Annotated in this window: 21 protein-coding genes; 11 read left to right on the top strand and 10 right to left on the bottom strand. The window is 70.6% G+C overall.

Annotation, left to right across the window (positions count from 1 at the left end; genetic code table 11):
- The first annotated feature begins 165 nt into the window (after positions 1 to 165).
- Positions 166 to 774, top strand: coding sequence for a hypothetical protein (locus tag AC0VYM_RS11355; RefSeq protein ID WP_475461981.1), 609 nt, complete (start codon positions 166 to 168; stop codon positions 772 to 774).
- A 38-nt stretch (positions 775 to 812) separates the two neighbouring features.
- On the opposite strand, the gene dnaE is transcribed toward AC0VYM_RS11355, so the two are convergent.
- Complete coding sequence (gene dnaE / locus AC0VYM_RS11350; protein WP_475461980.1) at positions 813 to 3995, bottom strand: DNA polymerase III subunit alpha; 3183 nt, start codon at positions 3993 to 3995, stop codon at positions 813 to 815.
- A 330-nt stretch (positions 3996 to 4325) separates the two neighbouring features.
- On the opposite strand from dnaE, the gene AC0VYM_RS11345 reads away from it, so the two are divergent.
- Positions 4326 to 4691, top strand: a complete 366-nt coding sequence (locus AC0VYM_RS11345; RefSeq protein WP_475461978.1) for a hypothetical protein — start codon at positions 4326 to 4328, stop codon at positions 4689 to 4691.
- A gap of 288 nt (positions 4692 to 4979) precedes the next feature.
- A complete protein-coding gene (locus tag AC0VYM_RS11340; RefSeq protein WP_475461977.1) occupies positions 4980 to 5726 on the top strand; it encodes a DUF8175 domain-containg protein in 747 nt (248 codons plus the stop codon).
- Here the strand turns inward: AC0VYM_RS11340 and AC0VYM_RS11335 are convergent.
- Positions 5723 to 6394, bottom strand: a complete 672-nt coding sequence (locus tag AC0VYM_RS11335) for a hypothetical protein (protein WP_475461976.1) — start codon at positions 6392 to 6394, stop codon at positions 5723 to 5725. The genes AC0VYM_RS11340 and AC0VYM_RS11335 overlap by 4 nt on opposite strands.
- Positions 6395 to 6716: 322 nt before the next feature.
- Between AC0VYM_RS11335 and AC0VYM_RS11330 the strand changes: the two genes are divergently transcribed.
- The gene (locus AC0VYM_RS11330) at positions 6717 to 6959 is read left to right on the top strand and encodes a hypothetical protein (protein WP_475461974.1); all 243 of its coding nucleotides are present in this window, start codon (positions 6717 to 6719) and stop codon (positions 6957 to 6959) included.
- Between the two features lie 44 nt (positions 6960 to 7003).
- Here the strand turns inward: AC0VYM_RS11330 and AC0VYM_RS11325 are convergent, their stop codons facing one another.
- A complete protein-coding gene (locus AC0VYM_RS11325) occupies positions 7004 to 7222 on the bottom strand; it encodes a hypothetical protein (protein ID WP_475461973.1) in 219 nt (72 codons plus the stop codon).
- A gap of 1030 nt (positions 7223 to 8252) precedes the next feature.
- On the opposite strand from AC0VYM_RS11325, the gene AC0VYM_RS11320 reads away from it, so the two are divergent.
- From AC0VYM_RS11320 to AC0VYM_RS11310, 3 genes are all read left to right on the top strand, one after another.
- Complete coding sequence (locus tag AC0VYM_RS11320; RefSeq protein WP_475461971.1) at positions 8253 to 8549, top strand: hypothetical protein; 297 nt, start codon at positions 8253 to 8255, stop codon at positions 8547 to 8549.
- A gap of 229 nt (positions 8550 to 8778) precedes the next feature.
- Entirely contained in the window at positions 8779 to 9627 is an 849-nt protein-coding gene (locus AC0VYM_RS11315) for a hypothetical protein (RefSeq protein ID WP_475461970.1), read from the top strand.
- A gap of 246 nt (positions 9628 to 9873) precedes the next feature.
- Positions 9874 to 10557 (top strand): hypothetical protein, encoded by a 684-nt coding sequence (locus AC0VYM_RS11310; protein ID WP_475461968.1) that lies wholly within the window; start codon positions 9874 to 9876, stop codon positions 10555 to 10557.
- A 132-nt stretch (positions 10558 to 10689) separates the two neighbouring features.
- Here AC0VYM_RS11310 and AC0VYM_RS11305 read toward each other — a convergent pair whose 3' ends face one another.
- The 3 genes from AC0VYM_RS11305 to AC0VYM_RS11295 all read right to left on the bottom strand — a co-directional run bounded on the left by AC0VYM_RS11305 (position 10690) and on the right by AC0VYM_RS11295 (position 13232).
- On the bottom strand, positions 10690 to 11823 hold the full coding sequence (locus AC0VYM_RS11305) for a tetratricopeptide repeat protein (RefSeq protein WP_475461967.1): 1134 nt from the start codon (positions 11821 to 11823) through the stop codon (positions 10690 to 10692).
- Between the two features lie 47 nt (positions 11824 to 11870).
- Positions 11871 to 12821: an ATP-dependent DNA ligase gene (locus AC0VYM_RS11300; protein WP_475461966.1), complete on the bottom strand. Its 951-nt coding sequence runs from the start codon at positions 12819 to 12821 to the stop codon at positions 11871 to 11873.
- A gap of 114 nt (positions 12822 to 12935) precedes the next feature.
- Positions 12936 to 13232, bottom strand: coding sequence for a hypothetical protein (locus tag AC0VYM_RS11295; protein WP_475461964.1), 297 nt, complete (start codon positions 13230 to 13232; stop codon positions 12936 to 12938).
- 219 nt (positions 13233 to 13451) lie between these two features.
- On the opposite strand from AC0VYM_RS11295, the gene AC0VYM_RS11290 reads away from it, so the two are divergent.
- The 3 genes from AC0VYM_RS11290 (at position 13452) to AC0VYM_RS11280 (ending at position 15831) form a co-directional block, all read left to right on the top strand.
- The gene (locus AC0VYM_RS11290; RefSeq protein WP_475461962.1) at positions 13452 to 14873 is read left to right on the top strand and encodes a hypothetical protein; all 1422 of its coding nucleotides are present in this window, start codon (positions 13452 to 13454) and stop codon (positions 14871 to 14873) included.
- A 132-nt stretch (positions 14874 to 15005) separates the two neighbouring features.
- Positions 15006 to 15140 carry a hypothetical protein gene (locus AC0VYM_RS11285; RefSeq protein WP_475461960.1) on the top strand — a complete coding sequence of 45 codons (135 nt, stop codon included), beginning with the start codon at positions 15006 to 15008 and terminating at the stop codon, positions 15138 to 15140.
- A gap of 82 nt (positions 15141 to 15222) precedes the next feature.
- Positions 15223 to 15831: a hypothetical protein gene (locus AC0VYM_RS11280; RefSeq protein WP_475461959.1), complete on the top strand. Its 609-nt coding sequence runs from the start codon at positions 15223 to 15225 to the stop codon at positions 15829 to 15831.
- An 81-nt stretch (positions 15832 to 15912) separates the two neighbouring features.
- Here AC0VYM_RS11280 and AC0VYM_RS11275 read toward each other — a convergent pair whose 3' ends face one another.
- From AC0VYM_RS11275 to AC0VYM_RS11260, 4 genes are all read right to left on the bottom strand, one after another.
- Positions 15913 to 16335 carry a hypothetical protein gene (locus tag AC0VYM_RS11275; protein ID WP_475461957.1) on the bottom strand — a complete coding sequence of 141 codons (423 nt, stop codon included), beginning with the start codon at positions 16333 to 16335 and terminating at the stop codon, positions 15913 to 15915.
- A 25-nt stretch (positions 16336 to 16360) separates the two neighbouring features.
- Entirely contained in the window at positions 16361 to 17767 is a 1407-nt protein-coding gene (locus tag AC0VYM_RS11270) for a helix-turn-helix transcriptional regulator (protein WP_475461955.1), read from the bottom strand.
- 441 nt (positions 17768 to 18208) lie between these two features.
- Positions 18209 to 18742 carry a hypothetical protein gene (locus tag AC0VYM_RS11265; protein ID WP_475461953.1) on the bottom strand — a complete coding sequence of 178 codons (534 nt, stop codon included), beginning with the start codon at positions 18740 to 18742 and terminating at the stop codon, positions 18209 to 18211.
- The gene (locus AC0VYM_RS11260) at positions 18739 to 20034 is read right to left on the bottom strand and encodes a hypothetical protein (protein WP_475461951.1); all 1296 of its coding nucleotides are present in this window, start codon (positions 20032 to 20034) and stop codon (positions 18739 to 18741) included. The genes AC0VYM_RS11265 and AC0VYM_RS11260 overlap by 4 nt, the downstream gene beginning before the upstream one ends.
- Positions 20035 to 20331: 297 nt before the next feature.
- On the opposite strand from AC0VYM_RS11260, the gene AC0VYM_RS11255 reads away from it, so the two are divergent.
- Entirely contained in the window at positions 20332 to 20877 is a 546-nt protein-coding gene (locus AC0VYM_RS11255; protein WP_475461949.1) for a hypothetical protein, read from the top strand.
- Positions 20878 to 21006: the final 129 nt, after the last annotated feature.

The raw sequence follows: 21006 nt of genomic DNA, 5'->3' as shown, positions 1-21006 counted from the left end.
CGAGGGCTGCTCCACCTGGGATATCAGGCGCACGAGTTCGGCGCGGCGGTGGGTACGTGCGCGGCCCGTCAGGTCCCGGGCCGGCTGCGCCGGGCCGACGTTCATCGTGGTGCGGTAAAAAGGAGTGCCCCTGAGTTTTCAGTCAAACCTGAGGAGACTACCCCCGTGAACTGCAACAATGCGCCAATTCGGCTGGTCGCCGTAAGCGCGGTCTCCGCGTTCGTGCTGACTGCGTGCTCCTCCACTCAGGCGTTCGACTTCACCGCAGAGTCGTTCGAGCCGTCCAAGAGCATTGAATTCCGAGTACCTGAGGAACTCCTTGAGAAGGCCCCGGAATACGCGGAGCGTCGCGTGCTCGATTCCGTCATCCTGACGTCGGCCGAGCCCGCAGACGCGTCGAGGTGCGCTGTGCAGTACCAGTTCGTCTTCGTCGATGGTGGGCTTGAGCGCCTTTTGGGTGCTTCCGAGAGCCACGATGGGAGTGGCACACCGACTCAGTTCGCTTTCAGGAGCCTGACGGGAGAGTCGGAGAAGGACGCTGACCTGGAGGAGGACTTCTCTTCGGCGGTGGTGGAAATGGATTGTGCCGCTTCGCCCTCCGATGATGATAAGACCGTGAGTGTGTCCTTCTTCGCGCTCACAGAAGACGAGAGCGACACCTCAGCCAATTTCGCCAGGGTCGAAGTGGCCGCCATGCAAAGTGGTGAACTCATCGTGCACGAAATCTATACCAGAGGCTGGGAGCTGGACAGCGATGGCAACTGGGTCAGTTAGCGAGTGAACCTTCTGGCGGGGGCTGTGCGCTCCTCCGACTACGCCGCCCTGGAGGCATCCCCTGCGGTGGCGTGGGCAGTCAGCGGCCAGGCGCGGGTGACGGTCACCGTGGGCAGCGCCTCGGGTGAGGCGCGGCGCACCCGCCCGGCCGCGATGAGCAGCTGGTGGTCGAAGAGCACCCGGGCCGCCTGCTGCTGAGCGCCCTCGAACAGGGCGACGTCGATCAACCCGGTGCGGTCCTCCAACGTGGAGAACACCACCCGGCGGCCTGTGCGGGTGGGTGGGGTCTGCACCGAGATCCGCACCCCCGCCACCGTCACCGGCGCCCCGTCGGGCAGGTGGGCCAGGCGGGCGGCGCTGGCCAGGCGGTGGTGCGCGGCCAGGTCCGCGAGGGCCTCCACGTGGGCGTCCAGCAGATGCCCGGTGGTCTCGTAGCCCAGCACGCGGAGTTCCTCGGTGCGCTGTTCGGCCGGGGTCATCGCCGCGGCCGCCGGGCCCGCCACCACACCACCCGCAGGGGTGGTGGTGAGGGTGAGTTGCCCGGCCACCGGTCCCGGTCCCCCGCCCCCGCGGCGGGTGGTGCGGTGGTGGGCGTGGGCGGCGATCATGAGCTGGCGGCGCCCGCCCCCTCCCGCCCCAGTGAGGGAGTCGGCTCCCCCGGCCAGGATGAGGTCGTCCAGGGCCTCGGCGCCCAGGTCGGTGCGGGCCAGCAGGTCGCCCAGGTCGTTGAAGGGCCGCCGCTCCAGGAGTTGGGTGCGGTGGTCATCGGTCAGGGTCGCCACGTCGACCAGGCCGGCGCGTACCCCCCACACCCCACTCTCTTGCTGCTCCATCTGCCACTGGGACCCGGAGGCGTTGACGTCCACCCCCAGGACGGGCACGCCGGAGCGGCGGGCCTCGTGGACCAGGACGCGGCGCGGGTACATGCCCGGATCGTGCGTGAGCAGCCCCGCGAACAGGGCGGCGGGGTGGTGGGCTTTCAGGTAGGCGGACTGGTAGGTGGGCACGGCGAAGGCGGCGGCGTGGGCGCGGCAGAACCCGAACGCACCGAACGCCTCGACCATCTGCCACACCTGGTCGATCACCGCCGGGTCGTGCCCGCGCTGGGAAGCGAGCAGGCGAACTTCGGTTTCGACCTGGTCGCGGCCCACCTGGGTGTCCAGGGCGCGGCGCAGCGCCTCGGCGCGGTCCAGCCCGCACCCGGTGAAGGCGTCCAACACCTTCAGGAGTTGCTCGTGCCAGAGGAGGGCGCCGCCGGTGGGGGCCAGGATCGGCTCCAACGCCGGATGCGGGACCGGGGCGGGTGCCCCGGTGCGGGCGTTCAGGAACATCGAGACCATGTCGGAGCCGACGGGGCCGGGGCGGAACAGGCTGATGTCGGCCACCAGATCGTCGATACCGGCTGGGCGTAGGCGGGAGAGGAGTTCGCGTTGGCCCGGTGACTCGATCTGGAAACACCCCGTGGTGTTCGAGGTGGCCATGAGGTGGGCGGTGTCGGGGTCGGCGTCGGGCAGGGCCTCCAGGTCGGGGCGGGTGCCGGTGGTGCGCTCCAGCTCATCGGTGGCGCGGGCCAGGGCGGACTGCATCCGCACCCCGAGCACATCAAGCTTGAGCAGCCCCCAGGCTTCGACGCCGTGCTTGTCGGCGTGGACCATCGGGTACCCGGCGCGGGAGGGCTGGACGGGCATCCGCGTCCCCATCCCCTCGTCGGAGAGCACCAGCCCGCAGGGGTGCATGGCCACGTGCTGGGGCAACCCGTCCAGCTGCTCGGCCAGGGAGACGAGCTGCTCGACGTGGGTGGCGTCCAGGCTCTGGAGGTGGCGCAGCTCCGGGAGCTCGGCCAGGGTCTGGCGGATGCGGGCGGCCCGCACCCGGGGCAGGGCGGAGGCGAGCCGGTGCACCTCCACCGCGGGCAGGGACAGCGCCATCCCGGCGTCCCGGAGCGCGGAGCGGGCGCGGTAGGTCTCCATCATCGACACCGCCGCGCTCTGCCCGGGGTGGGAGGCGATGACCGCGTCGTAGGCCTCCAGGCGCCGGGCGGACTCCACGTCCAGGTCGATGTCGGGCTGGCCAGGCCGGGAGGGGGTGCAGAACCGCTCCATCAGCAGGCCGTGGTCCAGGGGGTCGATGGCGGAGATGCCGAGCAGGTGCACGACCAGGCTCCCCACCGCCGACCCGCGCGCCGAGCAGCGGATGCCCCGGGCCCGGATCGCGGCCGCCGCGTCGGCCACGGTCAGGAAGTACGGCCACAGGCCCATGCGGTCGATGATGTCGAGCTCGTGAGCGGCGCGTTCGCGGGCGGCCGACGCGCGGGGGCCCTGGTCCAGGCCCAGGCGGGCGGCCCCTTCGGCCACCCGGGTGCGGAGTTCGGCCCGGGCTCCGGGCCGGTCGGGCAGGTGTAGGCGCCCCCATCCCAGGTCGGCCACCGGGTCCAGGACGCAGGAGGTGGCCAGTGCCTGGGTGTGGGCGAGCAGTCGGCGGGCCCGGGTCTGGTCTCCCGCGCACACCCCGGCGGCGACCTCGAACATCTCCTGCCCCGTGGCCAGGTGCGCCCGCTTCACCCGGGGGCCGGGCTCGAACGGGCCGGGGGCGTGGGCGCGGATCCGGTCCAGGGCCCAGGCCACCGGCGCGGCGTCGGGGTCGGGGTAGCGCACGGCGTTGGTGAGCACCACCAGGACCCGCTCGGCGTCCCCCAGACGCAGCAGGTCCCGGGCCACCTGCCGCTGCCCCGGCGCGCCGTGGTCGTGCGGGGCCAGGGCGATCTCGGCGCCGGTTCGCCGCCAGAGCGAGAGGAGTTCGGTCGCCCGTCCCGGGCGGCCTTGGGCCAGGAGGCGGCCCACGTCGGAGTCGGGCCCCAACAACACCACCAACCCGCCCGCGTGGTGGGCGACCTGATCGGGGGTGATGGCCACCGGCCCCTCGGCGGAGTGGGCGGCACTGACCAGGCCGCACACACTCGCCCACCCGGCGGCCCCGCGGGCCAGCAGCACCACGCGCCCGCCCTCCGGGGTGGCCAACGCCAGGTCCGTGCCCAGCAGCGGGTCCAGGCCGGCGGCCGCGCAGGCCGACAGGTGCTCGGCGGCGCCGTGGACGCCGTCGCGGTCGGTCAGCGCCGCTATCTGCTGGCCGCGCGCGGCGGCGGCCGCCACCAGAGCGGCCGGGGGCGCGGTGCCGTGGCGCAGTGAGTAGGACGAGGCCACCCGCAGCTGGACCCACGACATGCAACACCCCTCCCGTTGGTGCGGCCGGGAGGGGAAGACACCGCACAATGATCGAACTTGTGTTCGATATTAGGTGATGTCGGGAGGCGGGCGAACCCTGTGAGCTGTGCCGATGCCCCTGGTCAGGATGGCGCGGCCTGGCCCACCAGAGCCTCGGGCGACGGTGGCGGCATCACGTGGCCCCCACTCCGGCCCTCCGCGGCTTCCAGGAGCGCCTTGTACTCCCTCGCGTCCAGGGCGCGCGTGCCGGAGCTGCCTGAGTTCGCCCGGTTCACCGAGGCGGTCGAGGGCGGCGGGCTACGGTGAACGAACCCCTACCGAGGAGAATCAATGGTTGCTCGGATTGATGACGGCGCGGCCGAGGCCGCCCAGACCCTGCTGGCCGACCACCCGGGTGCCGCGGCGTCGCTGGGGTGGGTCGCCCTGGCGATACGCCGCAGCGGACCGCTGTCGGCCTGGACCGACCTGATGGGCGCCGCCAACACTGCGCCCGACGCTGACCACCGGGCCGCGTGCGCGGAGCTGGTCCGTGCTCTGCTGCCCTGGTGGGCTGCCCGCGGAGTGGATGCGACCACGCCGCGGCAGGTGCTGGAGTGGCTCATGCGGGCCGAGGCCGCCCAGCTCGACCTGCTGCGCCTACAGATTCTGGCGGTCCTGGAGCTGGCCCAGGCCGAGGCGACGTCGACCCCGCGCTGAACACACCCCGGCCCCGGGGCCGCCCCCTGTTGACCAGCCGCTCCCGCGTGGCCCGGCAGTCGCCCAACGCCCGATGGCCGCTAGTCGCCGGTGGTAGTGGTCCCACTGCGCGTACTGCTCCATGGTGGGCGGGGTCTGCACCGAGATCCGCACCCCCGCCACCTCACCGGCGCCCCGTCGGGCAGGCCGATCCTGGACGAGGACGGGTTGGTCAGGAGTGGGACCGCGAGCCCGCCTGGGCACGCGCCTAGCCCACGATCTGGTCCCTCTGGCCCGCACACTGGTCTCATGAGCGCATCCCCTGAGAACGATCACGGCCACAAGCAGCCGTGGCACACGAAGATCCTCGTCGCGGCCGGGGTGGTGGTGGGCGTGGTGCTCCTGATCGGGCTGGCCCTCGCCGCCCGACCCCTGCTGCCCAGCAGTTCGTCTCCGGAGCAGGCCAGCCAGGAGCCCGCTCCGCCCTCCGAGGCCCCCCTTCCCGACGCCGACCCGAGCGTGTGCGGGCTGGAGTCGAGCGAGGGGGTGTTCGAGGCGTTCCCCGCCGGGACCTCCTGGGACTACGTCGGGATCATGCAGGTGCCCTCCCATGAGGACCACGGCCCCGGCCTGCTCTCGGATGAGGGGGTGCCCGGATGCTGGGCGAACAGCGCCGAGGGCGCGGTCAACGCCGCGCTGGCCTACGGGGCGCTGTCCAACGACTACGAGCTCGCGTTGCCCGCGGCCGAGCAGATGCTCGCGCAGGGCCAGGGGCGCGAGAGCGCACTGGGGGGCCTGCGTGAGCAGGGCCCCCAGGTGGAGCGAGGCGAGTTCCGCGGCGTGCGCGTGCTGAGCTTCGACTCCGACAGGGCGCTGGTGGACATCGCGCTCGTCGTGGGCGACCTGCCCTCCGGGCCCCCGGTGTCCTCCGTGGTGGATCTGCGATGGGAGGACGGCGACTGGAGGGTCGCCACCCGCGACGACGGCTCCATGACGGTGCCGCCCTCCCTGGTCTCCGACCCCTCCGACTACATCCCCGTCGGACCAGAGGCCTAGCCCTTGACCCAGGCGCCGTTGCTGTCCAGCTGCCACCGATCACGATTGACGCTCTGCACGAACAGCTCACCGCTCTGCATGATCGAGACCTCAGCCATAAGGAAGAAAGTGGACCCGATGGAGATCGGGCCGTCGTCGAAGGTGTACACGAGTCGCGCCTGGGCGGTGTCGCTGTCGTCGGACGGCGAGACGGCGCACTTCAACTGGACCACCGCTGAGGAGTAGTCCTCTTCGATATCAGTATAGGCCGGAGACTCATTGGTGAGGGCGTTGAACGCGGCTTCCTTCTCCTCTCCCGGGTCGTAACGCTTCTCGGCGAATTCAGTGAACCGCGCCAGGTCGGTGTAGGCGAAGTCGTACTTGATGGCGCACTCGGAAGGGTCTTCCGCTTCGGTCGCAGTCATGGTCACGGAATCGAGCATGCGACGCTCCGCGTACTCCTGGTCCATCTCGATGAGCTCCTCGGGAACCCGAAACTCGATGGTCTCAGCTGGGCCCATCGACGACTCGGTGAAATCGAACACGTTCGGGGATTCAGCCTCGGTCGTCTCCGCCGGATCCACGGCGGAGTCGGCCCTCTCGGAGGGCTCGGAGGAGCAGGCAGTCAGGGCGAGCACAGCGGCCAGACTTGCAGCCACCAGCCGCGCGGGAGGGTTAATGCTGGTCACAGGGTCGATCTCCTCAAACTTGACTGAAAACCGAGGGAGCATAACGCTTTCAGTTTTACCGCACTGAGCGAATCCGAAATACCGAACCCGAGAGGTCAGTACGTCCGAAGCGACGACTCAACAGAAGGTGAAAGGCGCACTGGTCTCATGAGCGGACCCCGTGAGATCGGCCCCCACCAGCTCCCCGAGATCCGGCACCGGCTCGCCACTTGGTACGCCTCCCCCCTCCGCCGCCGCGATGATCCAGCTGTCTCGGGCCACAACCTTGTGATGGCCCTCGCCGGAGCCGACCACTGGCGCGATGCGCTGGAGGGGGCCGGGATTGGTCTACGTCGCCCAGAACGTGTGCGAGACGGCCCAGGAGATGGCCGGGAAGCTGTCCACGATGGCCGTGGACGCCGAGGAGGACCTCCCCCAGCCCCACGGTCTCCTGCTGTGGGAGCGGCCCGCGCTGGTGCCCCCCGGACCCCGAGGACGCATGCGCCTCGCCCGGGGACGCAGTCGTGTGGACCACTCGCGGGCGCGTGATCAAGGTCGCCATGTTCATGGACGCGCGTGTGAGTGACCCGACCCGCCCCAACCGCCTCCTGCGGGCCAACATCGCCTACCTCACTCCTGCCACCTCATGCCGGACCTGATCCCCTGCGGGGAGGTGCCCCTCTCGGCCGACGGACGCGAGGGGCCGTAGGCGAGCCTGATCAACGGGGAGGGGACCGAGGAGGCCACCAGCGACACCATCGCCGTGATGCGCATGCTGCTGGCCACCTGGCTCACCAGCCGGTGAGTCGGCGCTCCCTGCACGAGGTCGAGGCCGTGAGTGCCCCGCACGCCTCAGCCAGCGCATCGCTCGGGCAGGGGGCGACCCCGCCCTCACGGTCGACTACGTGAACCTGCGCCGGTTCACCTCGGCCAGTGGCGCCGCCACGGGAGCCCGGGCTGCGGCTTCGGAGGCCAGCCTGCCGCCGCATCATCCGGCTCCAGTGGGTGGTCAGCCCGCACAGGATCACCGTGCACCGCAAGGAGGAGGGGTCCGTCCTTGGCCATCCCACGGGTGCAGGAAGCCGATCTTGGGTGAGGAGCGGGTGTTCATTCTGCGCCCGCTGACCAGTGAGCGCTCTGCCGGACATCGTCCAGCGCCTAGCTAGGACACACCATAGCGGGACTCATCCGCCAGCACACAAAAGGGCACATAACACTCCTACAAGTGGCAGAATCAACCCGAAATAGGACACATGCCCGAGATAGTCAAGAAGGAGAATATTCACTGGTTTATCAAGGCCATTTTGACAAGAGCCACCAAGGCACTGATTCACCTGAGCGTGGAGTCCCTCACCAAATACGGCCCCAGCTGGTAACCCAAAAGGAAACCAACCAGGGCCGCTGACTGAAACGAGAACACCGGGGTGCACGAGTCGCTTCGTGCACCCCTCTTCGTTCCTGCACCTTCACAAGGGTCCCTTGTGAAGGTGGCTCCATTGTATGCCTCGGGACGACAACAAACGCCGTTTTCCAAGGAACGCCTCGGACGGGGCAAGCTCCACTCACCTGTTTGTACAGGTTTGAGCTGGCCGCACCGCACTTCAGACAGTCGTCCCTCGGAAAGTGTCGAGCAACTTCGGCTTGCGGCGGGGGAGGGCGAGGAACATGGCGTCCGTACCGTGGACGTGCGGCCAGAACTGGACGTACTTCCCCTCGGGCCCGGCGCCGCGCACCGATCCGGGCTGTCGATCGAGGAGGTGGCGCCATCCGTCAGCAGTGGCTGGCCGAACTTGACCACGAGCACGCAAAGAACGTGCGCTGACCGTAAGAGCAGTAACCCGCCAGCACGCCGGTGCGACCGCGACCACGAGGAGAACACATGATCAGCCTGCCCTTCGACACCCTCGCCCAGATCCTGGAGACCTCTTTCGTGGGCGTCGACCCCGAGGCCATGGTGATCGCCAACCCCACCGGCCGGGGCTACGTGCTCTACGTGCCGGGGGAGGACGAGGAGGAGAACCCCCTCTGCCTGGGCGACATTCAGGACCTGCGCGCCGCCGCCCGCGAGCGCGGCTACGAGCTGCCCGACCCTGAGCCCTACGAGTACGGCGAGGAGTTTGACGCTCAGTACTGGCCCACGGTCCGCGTCACCGACGAGGACGACGACCAGGGCTAGCCCCCCCGCAAGGGGCTGCCCGATCGCAGCCCCTTGCAGGGGTCTCCCCGCCCGCCCGTGGTGATCGTGAAACCCCCGCCCGGCAGGGACGGCGGGACTACGGTGAACGAAGGTGCTCCGCCTGCCGCTGCGGTCCGGGAGATCACGCCCAGGCCGGGACCGGCTCGCCCCGCCGAACACCCCGGACCCCGCCGGGGTCCGGCCACCCCCCTTGAGAGGACAGATCCCTGTGGACACCACCCAGGAGAGGGAGACCGGCCACCTGGCTGCCCCCGGCCTGGACCTAACCCAGGTCCAGGGGCTCATCGACGCCGACCCCCACCCCTCTCCCCGGGCGCTGCTCGGGATGAGCCCGCTCGGGGACCTGCTGTGGTGGGACCCCGCCCAGCACGGCCACCTGGAGGTGTGGGCCGGGCGCGAAGCCGGGGCCACCACCCTGCTCAAGGCCCTGACCGTCCAGCTGCTGCGCCGGGGCGTGCCCGGCGCCAGCACCGCCCCCGCCCGCGGGGTTGAGGAGGTGGTCCTCCTGGACGGCGCCACCCTCGCGGGTGCGTGGGCTCCCGAGCGGTGGGGGTATGACTCGGCCACCCACCCGACCCTGCTGCGGAACCCGCAGGGCCCCCTGGAGGCCGTCGAGGCCCTGGCCACCCTCGCGGGCCACGTCCGTGACCCGGACTCGGCCGGGCCGCGGGTACTGGTCGCGGACGGGGTCCACGAGATCATCCGCGCCTGTGGGTGGGCCCCCTCCCGGGGTGGGCCCGCACGGGAGCGCCGTCGCCAGATCCGCCAGGACTTGGCTGACATTCTCACCCTGGGGCCCGTGGCCGGCGTCCACGTCCTGACCAGCTACGGACCGTTCAACACCCCGGTGGCGCCGCCGGGGCAGGAGACGGGGGCGCTGGTGGTGGCGTCCCGGATCGGCTCGGCCGAGCTGGGGCATCGGTGGCCGCACCCCACCGGCGAGATCCCCGACCAGCGCGGCTGGTGGGCACTGCTCCACCACCCCGCCCCAGCCGGGCACGTGCAGGGCATCGCTCCGCCGCTGTCCGAGGAGGGATGGGGACACCTACTGAGCTAACGCCCCCGCTTCGCCCCGTACCGGCCCTGCACCCCTCGAGGCGGTTCTCCCCCGCGCAGAGCGATTGACCCCCGCCACGCGCCCTCGCGCTCCAGAGCGGATCCTCCCGCCGCTCTTCTCCGAACTCTCGGAGCCCCCCTTCGCCCCGCCTGCCGGGGATGGCCCACCCACCATCCGGTGGGGCCCGGGCCCACTTCGACATGCCAACGCCACCAAGCGCGGCACGCACACAACCCAAGGAGAGCCGTGACCAACCAGTTCCCCACCTTCGCCCTGGCCCTCACTGGCCCCGACCATCCGCTCATGTGGGAGGTCGGGCAGGGCGGACTGCTCATCAAGACCCAGGACCGGGCCGCGGGCCGTGCGCTGGCGCGCGACCTGGTCCGGCAGGCCACGGAACAGGCGCCCCCGCTCAGCCCGCACCGGTACGGGCCGCAGGTGTCCTCCAACGAAGGGGTATCGGCCATCACGGTCCTGACCGCGTCTCGTGAGGGGCACTGGCGCGACCTCGCCCAGGTGGAGGTCGTGGAGATCAACGACGAGCACCGGGCGGCCACACAGGTAGCCGCTGAGGTCGAGGCCCGCATGTCCGGTGCGAGCACCCGGCACCGTCCGCTCATGGTGGTCCTCGATGGCATTGAGGTGAGCCAGACCATGCCGGGCCTGGGCCGGATCATGAAGGACGGCCCCGGGGTCGGGGTCGCGGTGGTCGCCCTCGCCGGTGAACGCACCTCCGACGTGCTGCTGGGCCGCGGGAACGGAACGCCGTGGGCCGCTGCCGTGGCTGACGCCCCCTACTACATCGAGGGGCTGACGGCTCCGGACCCCCACTGGATGGAGGTCTACCGGGACCCCCAGCCCGGGGAGTGGTACGCCAACTCGATGCGCGGGCAGGGCTGGGAGCATCTGCAAGCCGTGGTCACGGCGTAGGCACCTGCTCAACACCCACGTCGCTGCGCCCCGGGCATCCGGGGCGCAGCGACGTGGGTGGCAGTACCAATGGTGATAGGGGGCTAGGGATGGGTGGTGGAGCGATCCACCACCTTCCACAAGCCCGAGACCCTACGCGCGCTCCCCCACCTCTCGGATACTGGCTCGCACCTGGTCAACGCGCAGCTGGTAGGACATGCCCTCGTAGATGTCCAACGCCCGCCGGTAGGAGGCCAGCGCCTCCTCCAGCTCCCCGCGCGCGACCCTCACCTCTGCGAGGGTGTCCAGGGCCGCAGCCACGGCGTTCTCGTCACCCACGTGCTCGGCCAGTTCCACCCCGCGCAGCGCCGGAGACAGCGCCTCCCGCGCACGGCCCGCCTGCGACAGGCTCCACGCCCGGCCATTGGTCGCGGCGACCTCCAGGGCGCTGCCCGTGCCGTCGTGCTGTGCCAGCACCACCCCGTACTGACGCAGGGCCTCCTCGTGTCGCCCGCCCCACGCCAGCGCGGCACCCAGGTGGAAGGCGGCCTGCGCGGCGAACTCCGAGCCCACCCGAGCCGCCACCCGGACGGCTTCACGGCCGTGCTTGATGGCCGCCTCGTGCTCACCTTGGCGGCGGTGCGCGGTCGAGAGCACCAGTAGCCGGTCATACACATGCCGATCCTCGCCAAGAGCGTGAGCGGCGGTCAGCCCGAGCACGGCCACCCGCACCGCTTGTTCGGCGTGCGGGCCACGGGCGGTGCGCTCGTCCAGGGCCTGAGCCAGGCGCAGCGACTGGGCGGGGTCGTCTTCGCGGTAGTAGTCGCCGATGGCATCCACGATCTCCTCATGGTGTTCATCCAGCCACTCCTGCGCAGCCCCTTCGGAGAACGCGGCGTCGGGGTGGCCAAGAAGCCCACTCTGGGCCGCAGCGGCGGTGCGCGCGAGCGCCTCGCGCAGGTACCAGGCCGGGGACGGGTCGTCGTTCCCGGCAGGGAAGAAGCCCTGGAAGTGCCAGACTGAGGGGTCTGTGGAGGTGCCCGGCGGTGGGGTGAGTGGGCCGTAGCAGGCCCGGGGGTTGATGTCCTCGATCTCTTCATCGCGTTGGGGAAGGTCTCGGCCGTCGGGCACGGTCAGCATGGTTCCCAACTCCTCTAGGGGCTGGGCCAGGTCCTGGACGGTGTAAACGCCGTCCAGGGTCGTGTTGGCCAGACAGGTAGGACCGCCGATCAGGCGCACCGTGACGTAGTCGGGCGAAGAAGTGGGGGGCGTGGTGTGCTCGCTCATGCCGTCGAGCCTGCCACCCGGCGACCACACACGAGGCGGAATCCGAACTACTCGGTGGCCAAGTCCCGGGGCACGTCCCCTGGCATCAGGTCCGGTCGGGCGCGCTCGACCCTGACCAGATGGCGCCATCGGTCGGAGACCACCGAGGCGTCCGGCGACACCTCCACCACCAGCTCCGGGATGACCCGTGTGTAGTGCACACGCCCGGTGCTGCCCCAGGTGGCCGCGAGGGTCGCGGGCCAGGGGTGGTCGCCCTCGGCCGGGGTGAGCAGCGCGGCGATCTCCTCGGAGGCGGCGGGGGTGAGGTCGACGGTGCGCCCGGCGACCCGCAGGTCGCCCGTGGCCGAGTCCACCCGCCCCAGGATCAGTGCGCGGGGCGCTCGGGCGTGCCCGATCACCCCGCCCACGATCGCCTCCGTGGTCGCCCGGTGCTTCCACTTGAACCAGTCCCTGCGGCCCGGCCGGTAGGAACGGCGCCCGTCCTTGATCATCACCCCCTCCACGCCCACGGCGGGCATCTCCTCCCACCACTGCACGGCGACATCGGGATTGTCGGTCTGCCAGCCGAGCGTGAGCAGCGAGGGCTGTTCCACCAGGCCCATCAGCCGTTCGAGTTCTGAGCGCCGGTGAGAGAACGGGCGCTTAGTCAGGTCCCGGCCACCCACACTGAGCAGGTCGAAGACCACGAGGTGGCACGGGTCAGTCCGGGCCATGGCCCGGGCCCGGCGGGACGAGGCCGAGTTGCGCCGCAGGAGCGCGCCGAAGTCCAGCCGCCCGTCCCGACCCCAGCGGATGATCTCCCCATCCAGCAGGACCCCCTCGGGCAGCTGCGCGGCCAGGGCGTCGACGATCTCCGGGAACCGCTGCGACAACAACCGCCCCTGCTTGCTGGTCAGGCGAACGGGACCGGTCTCGGCCAGGCACCTGAAACCGTCCCACTTCGGCTCGTAGAGCAGGCCGGGGCCGACCGGGAGCTGGTCGACGGCGGTGGCGAGCATGGGTTCCACCCCCGGGCGATACCCGGCGCCCGCTCCGCAGGAGACCAACCCGTGTCCTCGGGTGAGAAAAGTCGAAGGCAAAAGCCCCACCTCGCGCGGGCTTCCGGTCCGGCATCAGGCCCTCGGGAGCCGTCCGGGGGTCCCGAGGCCGACCTCACCCACGGTCTCGTCCAGGCGCTGGACGTCCTTGCGCAACTTCTGGACCTCGTGGCCGATGTCCATCAGCATCGCGATGACGCCGATCGCGGCCACCCGGTCGGCAGGCACACCGTCCAACGCCAAGACGTGGCGTCCGGCCAAGGCGTCCAGACTGTCCTGGGCGTAGTCGTACAGCAGGCTGTTGTGGTGCACGGTGCGCTCATCCTCGGGAACGGTGGCAGAACGTGGGGTGGCGCGTGTGGCGCGTGTCATGGGCGGGGCTCTTCTTTTCGGTGGATGAGGACCAGGAACACGCCCGTTCCGGCCCAGGACCAGCTCCGTCCAGCCCCGCACCCCGGGGCGGCCAGAACTCCGCTCATTCTGGCGGCAGAGAGCTACGGTCAGTACTCGAACGGTGAAACTGGCCCAGAACCCGCCCCCCGGCAGGTTGGCCCCTGCCCTCCCTGCCCCGCTTGTGAATCGAGGCCCCTCATGTCGGCGCTGCTCATGCCCTGCCCGGTCTGCCGGATGCCGGAGAACTCGCTGTGCCGTAATCCCGACGACTCCGTGCGGCGCCTGCATCCGCGCCGTGTGGTCGCCCACATGGCCTTCGAGGCCATCATCGGGCTGGCTCACCGGGTGCCCCAAGCCCTGCGGTGGAGCCTGACCCGGGAGATCCTCCAGACCCCCGACCACAGCGCACCTGCCGCCCAGCGCATCGCCCGCGCCGTGGGCGACACAGAGGCCACCCAACACGAGCTGGCCGACCTCACCGCGTTGCTGGAGGAGGTCATCGGCCGTCTGTCCCAGGACCCGCACGGGGTCCACTCCCAGGTGCTGGTGCGTCAGCTCCGGGACGCTCGCGCCAGCAGCGAGCACTACCGGGCTCTCCTTGCCCAGGCTCAGCGCGAGTTCGCCCAGGACCAGGACGCCACCCTCGCCTCGCAGGACCTGGAGGAGCGGTTGCGGGTGCGGCGGGCCCGCCGCGTTCACACGGACCTGCTCACCGTCGCCGGTGATGCTCCCCCCGCCGGAGCACCTGAGTGGCGGGTCCGGTACCGGACCAACGGGACCTTCCGCGCCGAGCGCGCACGGCCGCTACCCGCCGAGCACCGCGGTGACCAGCTCACCCGGGCCTGGGGGCACGCCCCCACCGCCGACGCCGCACAGCACGCCGTGGCCCACCTGGTCGGCGCCGCCGAACACCGCGTGACCCTTACACCCTCGCAGGCGGGGGCGGACACGGCCCTCATCGAGCCGGACCCGGACCTGTTCGCGCACCCTGACCGGGTGTGGCAGATCCTGGAGGAGGACGAACCCGGCTACCAGGCCTTCCTGGAGAGCTGCGAGCGGGTCCGTGATGACCTGGCACGGGTGCAGGACCTCGACACGTGGGTGGCCGGCCGTACCGAGGAACTCAACACCGCCCACCCCCAGTGCCCGCCGTACATGATGCAGATCGTTCCCTCCCTGCACCCCAACGCCGACCACACCCTGACCCTGGTGGAGGCCATCACGTGGGTGCCCGTCGAGCGCATCGTGGCCACACCCCTGACCACGTGGGGCCAGCGCAACAACAAGCCGTGGCGGCCCGTGGAGCTGGCCCACGACGTCATCGAAGCCGCCGACGAGGAATCGGTTCGGGTGCTGGCTCGGGAGCTGTTCGTGTCCGGGCCGATGCAGCTCAGGCGGATCAATGCCTGGGCGGGGCCGGTGTACACGGTGGGGGACGGCGGTGATGGTCAGCACCGGGCGCACGCGCTGCGCATGCTGGGAGTGGGGTGGGCGGCCGCCCACGTGTCCTGTGACGTGCCCGCGCCGTGCGTGGACATGTTCGGGCTGGTCGCGGACGACGACGCCCAGGGCCGAGAGGAGCGCGCACCGGTGGCCCGATCCGGGAGCGGGTGGCGTTGATCAACGGGTTGCGCAGGCGAGGGATTATCGACGCCTGGTGGGATGCCGACCACGAGGAGGAGTGGTTGTGGTGCCGCTCGATCCCGGCGCCGTGGCTGCTGCGCAACGCCACGGAGGCCGCGGCCGCCAACCGTGTCTACGAGGCCGCCTACCCCGGGGGCGCTCGCCGCGCTCGGTATCCCCGACGGGGTGGGCACCGAGGCGGGCCAGTGGCGGACCTGGCTCACCCGCAGCGAGCTGCGCGAAACTGTCGGCGCCGAGGAGTAGCGTTGATATCTCCACAGCCCTTCGGGCTGTCCACGTTGAGCACCGCTGGGACCGTCCTGGCGGTCCTTGACGTGGGAGAATCATGGATTTTGTGGACGGCCCCCAGGCGTGGGTGGACCAGGTGCGGCCCACCCTGCCCGCGCACGTCAGCATCGAGGCCCTGACCGCCACCAGCGCCTACATGGCGCTGCCGCTGGCCGTGGTGGTGCTGTGGACGGATCGCCCCTACAGCGAGTGCCCCAGGTGTCGACAGGACGTAGCGCGCACTGGTCCCTGCCCGCTTCAGCTGAACGGGGGCAACCCTGCCAACCCCGTGGAGTCGGTGAGCCTCGCTCACCAGTGCGGCGAGTGGCTGGACACCCCGGATGCCTACATCGAGGGCGACGACGTCACCCGTGGGCGCGTGCGTCGGGTCGCGGAGGATCTCGCGGGTCTGTGGCTGTCGGAGGTGCAGGAGCGTCGTCTGCGACGTCGGGCCCGTCTGCGTAGGGAGATCGCAGAACTGGTTGTGAATGACCCGCAGGAGGACGGTGAGAGCGTCCAGGAGTACCGGGACCGCCTGCGGGATAGGCAGTTGGTCTCGCCCGGCCCGTACTGGGATGACGAACAACAGATGTGGGCGGCGTGGGACTACGACCCCGGCGACGACACCGACGTCCTGGTCGAGTACCAGGAACCCGAGACAGGGTGATCGCGGGCATACGGGGCCGCCGCAACGCAGACGGGAGGGCACGGCGACGCCCCGGGGGGCGATCCCCCGGGGCGGTCGGGATCAGCGGTTGAACCGCACCCAGCTGGCGACGGCCTCGTGCACGCGTTCGTCGGGGTGGCTCTCCTCCATGACCGCGAACGCGGCGGTGCGCAGCTCCTCCACCCATATCCGGCCCGCGGTGTCGTTGGGGGCGCCGGTGTTCACCTCCGTGGCGATGCTCGTGACGAGCTTGTCGCTGGGCGTGCCGAAGAAGTTCAGGGCGTAGGAGGCCAGCCGCTCCCGGTGCCGCACCGGGTTCTCGGTGCCCAGCAGGAGGGAGAGGTGGACCGCTATCTTGCCGGTGACGTAGTCGGTCCGGGTGCCGAGGTCATCAGCGACCCTGTCCCAGAAGGGGGCGAAGGTGTCTTCGGCGTGCGGTGGGGGCAGCATCATGAGGAGCTTGATCAGGCGGTTCGTGGCAGCGGAATCGGTGATGCCTACCATGGCGTCCTTTCAGGGGGTTGGGGGTCTAGCGTCGGGCTCGGGGGTGCGGCAGGACGCGGTCGAGGAACTCCTCGCGGATGTCCTCGTCCAGCTCGCTGTCCAGGGTCAGCGCGGTGTGCAGGGAGCGGGAGGTCACGTCCTGGGGGATGTTCAGGCGGCGCTCGGCTTCCCCGAGGACTTCACCGATGACGTGTTGGGCTCGGGTGGGGTGGTGGCGCACGAGCCAGTCCAGCATCTTGGCGACCGGGACGGTGATGCCGTGGAAGGCCTCCTCCTCGGTGCCGTGGATACTTCGGTGCAGGTCTTGGCCCTGGGCGAGTTCGTCCAGGAGGGCGTGCCGGATGGTCACGCTGAGCGCGTCGGTGGGGATGATCCGGTCCAGGCTCTGGGAGACCTCCCAGGCCAGGACGTCGGCGGTCTGGCGGACGGTCTCCTCGTTGCGGTGGCGCAGCGCCCAGAGCTTGCGGCGGGTCGGGTGCTCCCACAGGTAGGAAAAGAATGACTTCGCGAAACGTTGCTTGACCAGGGCCTCTCCGATGTTGAGACGCTGGTCGCTGGTGCGGTCGGCCAGGGCTTCGGCCACGCTTTCGGGGGAGCGGTGGCGCAGCTCCACCCAGGCCTGGGCCACGGGCCGCGACCACGCGCTACGGCCGCCGCTGATCTCCTGCGGGGCAGGGACGTCGGCTTCGTCGCGGGAGATGTAGCCGCGCAGCGTCGAGGACGCGATCCCGGCGAGCTGGGCCATGTCGCTGACGCTCAGAAGTTCGCTCGCCTTGAGTTCGGGGGCGGTCAGGGTCACCACGCACTGCTCCAGAGGCAGGGCGTCGTCGGGGCGGTGCAGCGCCCACAGGGCCAGGTGGTTGAGCCAGCGGCCCGGAGCCGTGGTGTGGTCCTGGAGGGTGGAGATCTTGCGGACGGTGGCCTGGTCCGGGTCGCCGGTGCCGTCGAGCATGTCGGCGGCCGTGACGGTCAGGGCCGCGGGCACCGGGTGGCGCTGGAAGGTCTCGTGGGCGGGGTCCCAGAGCATGGCGGGCCGGTACCAGGTGGTGCCGTCCCACCAGTAGCCGCCTTCGCGCCAGAGCAGGGTGTCGTTCCACCAGCTGGTGTGAACACCGGAGGGGTCACCGTCGGCATAGAGCAGCACGGTGCGCCCGTGTTCGGGGTGGTAGCGCACGGCCCACCCCAGGTCGTGTCGGTAGGCGTCGGTGGTGAAAGCCAACCACCCCTCGCCTTGTTCGTCGTAGCGCCCCCACATGCCTTGGGCCCGTTTGCGGCCGATGTTTTCGATGGCCTTGGGGTTGTCCAGCGGCAGGTGGGAGTCGTCGACGAACGGCAGCCCTGGGATCGGGTGGTCGGTGCGAAGACCGTTCGCCAAGGGGGGAGCAAGGTCCACGATCTGCTGTGTCCTCTCGAAACGGGTGTGCTGTGCCATTACACAGCACACTCGTTCTGCCCTTGGGTATCACCCGGGAAACCCCGCTGCGGCATCTGGCTGCGGCGGTCATGTTCAGGCCGCCGCCTCCAGCTCGACACGTAGAAGAACGCACTGCGGGCCGCCTGGTGCACCGGGCGGCCCGCAGGCGGAGTGGACGCTCAGCGTCCCCGGCCCCGAATGGGCCTGCCGCTCCGACTCTGATCAGCGTACCTGCAACTCTCCTGCCTGGGCTTTCGTCAGATCCAGGCTCTCAGCGCCAGGAGCAACCCCGCGCCCACAAGGACCAGGGACACATCATCAGGACGACCCTCGGCGCGGTCCGCCCGGAACCGCTCCCGACGCACCATCAAGTCCATGCCGCCCGCCATCGCCATGATCACCCCGACCGGGTAGGGTACGCGGGGCGGGAACGCCGGGAGCGGTTCCGGGCGGGTCTTCTCATAGGTTGGTGCTGGTGGCCACTGCTCCGGACGGGAGCCCATCCGCGCGCACCGGCTTCGGGAGCATCTCCACCAGGAGCGCGGCCGCCTCGTGGAACGGTCTGGGCGGCACGGACCGCCGGTAGGAAACCGTGAGCGGGATGCCGTAGTACGCGGTCCCGACCGTGGGCCAGGTCGGATCCAGCGCCGCCCCGTCCGCCAGGCGCCCGACCCAGGCGTGCGGGGTCGCCCAGTTCGAGCCCGGCACTGGGCAGGCGTAGCCCTCCACGTACACCAACCCCGGCACAGCGTCAGCCATCTGAGCAGCGAACTCGTAACAGAACCCAGGCGTCGCCCGATGTTGCTCCAGGTCCGAGGGCAGCGGCGTTGGTGTCCACGCCCGCCCATGGTCCAGGACCAGGGCCTGTGCGGAGGCGTACCGCTCCCCCGCCGCAGGCGGAATCCTGGCAATCTCCTCAATCGAGGCGAGCAGAGCGCAGTCGGCATCGGCCAGGGTCGGGGCCTGCCCGGCGGGCGTTGTCGGAGTCTTCATCGGCTGCTCTCTTCGGTCAGGGCCTCCACCAGGTCCTCACAGGCGCCGGTGAGCCGGTGCGGGGAGTCCGCAGGCAGGTCGAGGCGCTTTGCCCGCGCCAGGTGGTCTAGCAGGGTCAGCAGCTCGGAGACGTTGGCGGTGTCCACGGCGACGATCACCGCGGCCAGGTCGTCGGCTGTGGTCGAGGTGCGGGCGCCGGGGGCGTAGGAGGCCAGGACCGGGAGGCGGGCTTCGTCCACCAGGTCGGTCAGCGGCCGGACCAGACGGTCGGGGAGCCCGGCGCCTTCCAGCAGGGCCCCGATGTGGGTGGGCATGAGCAGGTTGAAGGCGTGTTCCTCGATGGTCCGGACCAGGTGAGTCCACTCCCGCATCCACTCCAGGTGCAGATCGCTCAGCGCGCCGAGCAGGAGCCGTACCCGTGTGGGGTCGCCGCCGGTCAGCACTGGGGCCAGAGCGTGCAGGGCCCCGCGCAGCTCACCGTCGCGGTACTGGTCCTTGACCAGGTCGACGGCGGCGACAAACCCGGTGAGCGGCCCGGTGAGGGCGGCGGCGGCCATCTCGTTCAGCCCGGCCCGCACCAAAACCGGCGCGTACCTGGGACCACCCCGCTGGCTCTGCGCGCGCACCCGCGCGGACGGTACCGCCCAGGCGGGTAGGGACGGGGGGTGGACCGGGTGCAGGTGCCGGGTCAGTTCCTCGGCTCGCACGGCCGCGCGCATGAGGTCGACCAGCACCTGTTGGATCGGTTCGGGGTCCATGGCGTGGCGGTTGAGCACCCCGCGTACCCGACCGGCCTCCTTGCCGTAGAAGTGGTTGAGACGCTGGTGGGGCTCACTCAGCGCGGGATCGGACAGCCAGGAGGCGGACCCGACGGCGTCCACGTCCTCCCACTCTGCGGTGAGGAGGACCGCGCCCAGGCGTTCGGCGGTCAGGGTGGCCAGGGGTGGGGAGAGGGGACGCTCGGCCAGGACGGGGGCGAGCAGGGCGGTGGCGTGGGCGGTGTAGGCCTCCAGGGTTGAGGCGATTCCGTAGTTCGGTGCGGATGTCATCGGTGTTGTTCCTCGTTCTCTTCCGTTTCGACTGCCGTGTTCGTCCTCTTGCAGGTCGTCATGGTCGGTGGCGTGGCGGCACTGAGCGAAGATCGGTAGCCCCTGGCGTCCGTGGTGCAGGGTGCTGATGAGATGGTCGCAGGGCTCGGCGCCGCCACGCTCGGTTTCCAGCTGGCCGGGGCGGATCCGGCCCAGGCTGTCGTTGACGCCTTTGAGGACCTGGTACAGCGGGTCGGTGCTCATCGGCTGCTGCTTCCGAGCTGCTGCCTGGAGTGCTCGATCGCGCTACGGCGTGCGTCGTTCTCGGTGGTCGGGGGTCCACAGGCTCCGCAGGAGCGCGTGTTTAGACCGGTGGTGATGGTGTTCCGGCACATCCACACCTAGGGGCAGCGCGCGGACCCTCCAGCACTGGGTGGATCGCTGGGTCCGCCCAACGGCTTCGGTCCCAGCCTGAGAAGCTGCACGAACGCGCCCCGGAGGAGATCTTCCACCGCTCTGAGCCCTAGGGTCCGATCTCGAGCTGAAAGCGAGCACCGTCCCATGCCATCCACCGACGAGGGCTCCCGATCGACGGGCACTGCCCACCTCTACGACCCGGCCACCGACGCCCTGACGACCACCGGCCAGACGACCGCGTCCAACCCAGGCACCGACGGGGCGCCGGAGGCCGAACCGCTCGGCCAGCTGCCCGACGACGTGCCCGCGCCCCGGGATCGGCCCTCCGCCCTGCACGCGCTGATGGCGCTGATCATTAGGAGCGTCTACAACTCAGGCGCTGCCGGACTGGCGCTGTTCACCCTGGCCCGTGCCATCGAGACGGGCTCCCAGGCCCAGCTGACCGAACCGCTGACGGCCGTGGCGGCCCTGTCCGATGCCGAACGCGTCTACGTCTTGGGGGAGCGCGGCGAACGGCTCTGGCAGCAGGTGGCAGCTGAGTGGGGCGCCAACCCCGACTTGCTCCCGTCGGCCGAGGCTACCCCGGTGCGACGCCTGGACACGGGGGCGTCATCGACTGCGGCCTGGGACGGCAGGGATGACCCCGCACGGCCTGTAGGAAGGGGATGCGGCGGGCGCTCGGCATTTTGAGGGCTGGGTGTCGGTCGCCGGGGCACCGAGAAGCCGCGCAGATGCTTCTGTCAGGTGTGTGCGACAGCTGTTCGCCAGCGGCCTGGGGCATCAGTCGGTGTCATTGTTAAGGCTGCCCCGGCCACCGGG

It is taken from the genome of Nocardiopsis sp. iso_237, from assembly GCF_056173345.1.
Note: the sequence above shows the minus strand (reverse complement) of the source record. Positions and strands in the feature narration are given on the sequence as shown.

Coding starts and splice junctions, on each gene's coding strand:
- AC0VYM_RS11340 (WP_475461977.1), top strand. CDS start 4,980: ATGAGCGCATCCCCTGAGAACGATCACGGCCACAAGCAGCCGTGGCAC.
- AC0VYM_RS11280 (WP_475461959.1), top strand. CDS start 15,223: ATGGATTTTGTGGACGGCCCCCAGGCGTGGGTGGACCAGGTGCGGCCC.
- AC0VYM_RS11320 (WP_475461971.1), top strand. CDS start 8,253: ATGATCAGCCTGCCCTTCGACACCCTCGCCCAGATCCTGGAGACCTCT.
- AC0VYM_RS11265 (WP_475461953.1), bottom strand. CDS start 18,742: ATGAAGACTCCGACAACGCCCGCCGGGCAGGCCCCGACCCTGGCCGAT.
- AC0VYM_RS11295 (WP_475461964.1), bottom strand. CDS start 13,232: ATGACACGCGCCACACGCGCCACCCCACGTTCTGCCACCGTTCCCGAG.
- AC0VYM_RS11305 (WP_475461967.1), bottom strand. CDS start 11,823: ATGAGCGAGCACACCACGCCCCCCACTTCTTCGCCCGACTACGTCACG.
- AC0VYM_RS11290 (WP_475461962.1), top strand. CDS start 13,452: ATGTCGGCGCTGCTCATGCCCTGCCCGGTCTGCCGGATGCCGGAGAAC.
- dnaE (WP_475461980.1), bottom strand. CDS start 3,995: ATGTCGTGGGTCCAGCTGCGGGTGGCCTCGTCCTACTCACTGCGCCAC.
- AC0VYM_RS11300 (WP_475461966.1), bottom strand. CDS start 12,821: ATGCTCGCCACCGCCGTCGACCAGCTCCCGGTCGGCCCCGGCCTGCTC.
- AC0VYM_RS11255 (WP_475461949.1), top strand. CDS start 20,332: ATGCCATCCACCGACGAGGGCTCCCGATCGACGGGCACTGCCCACCTC.
- AC0VYM_RS11270 (WP_475461955.1), bottom strand. CDS start 17,767: ATGGCACAGCACACCCGTTTCGAGAGGACACAGCAGATCGTGGACCTT.
- AC0VYM_RS11275 (WP_475461957.1), bottom strand. CDS start 16,335: ATGGTAGGCATCACCGATTCCGCTGCCACGAACCGCCTGATCAAGCTC.
- AC0VYM_RS11345 (WP_475461978.1), top strand. CDS start 4,326: ATGGTTGCTCGGATTGATGACGGCGCGGCCGAGGCCGCCCAGACCCTG.
- AC0VYM_RS11260 (WP_475461951.1), bottom strand. CDS start 20,034: ATGAGCACCGACCCGCTGTACCAGGTCCTCAAAGGCGTCAACGACAGC.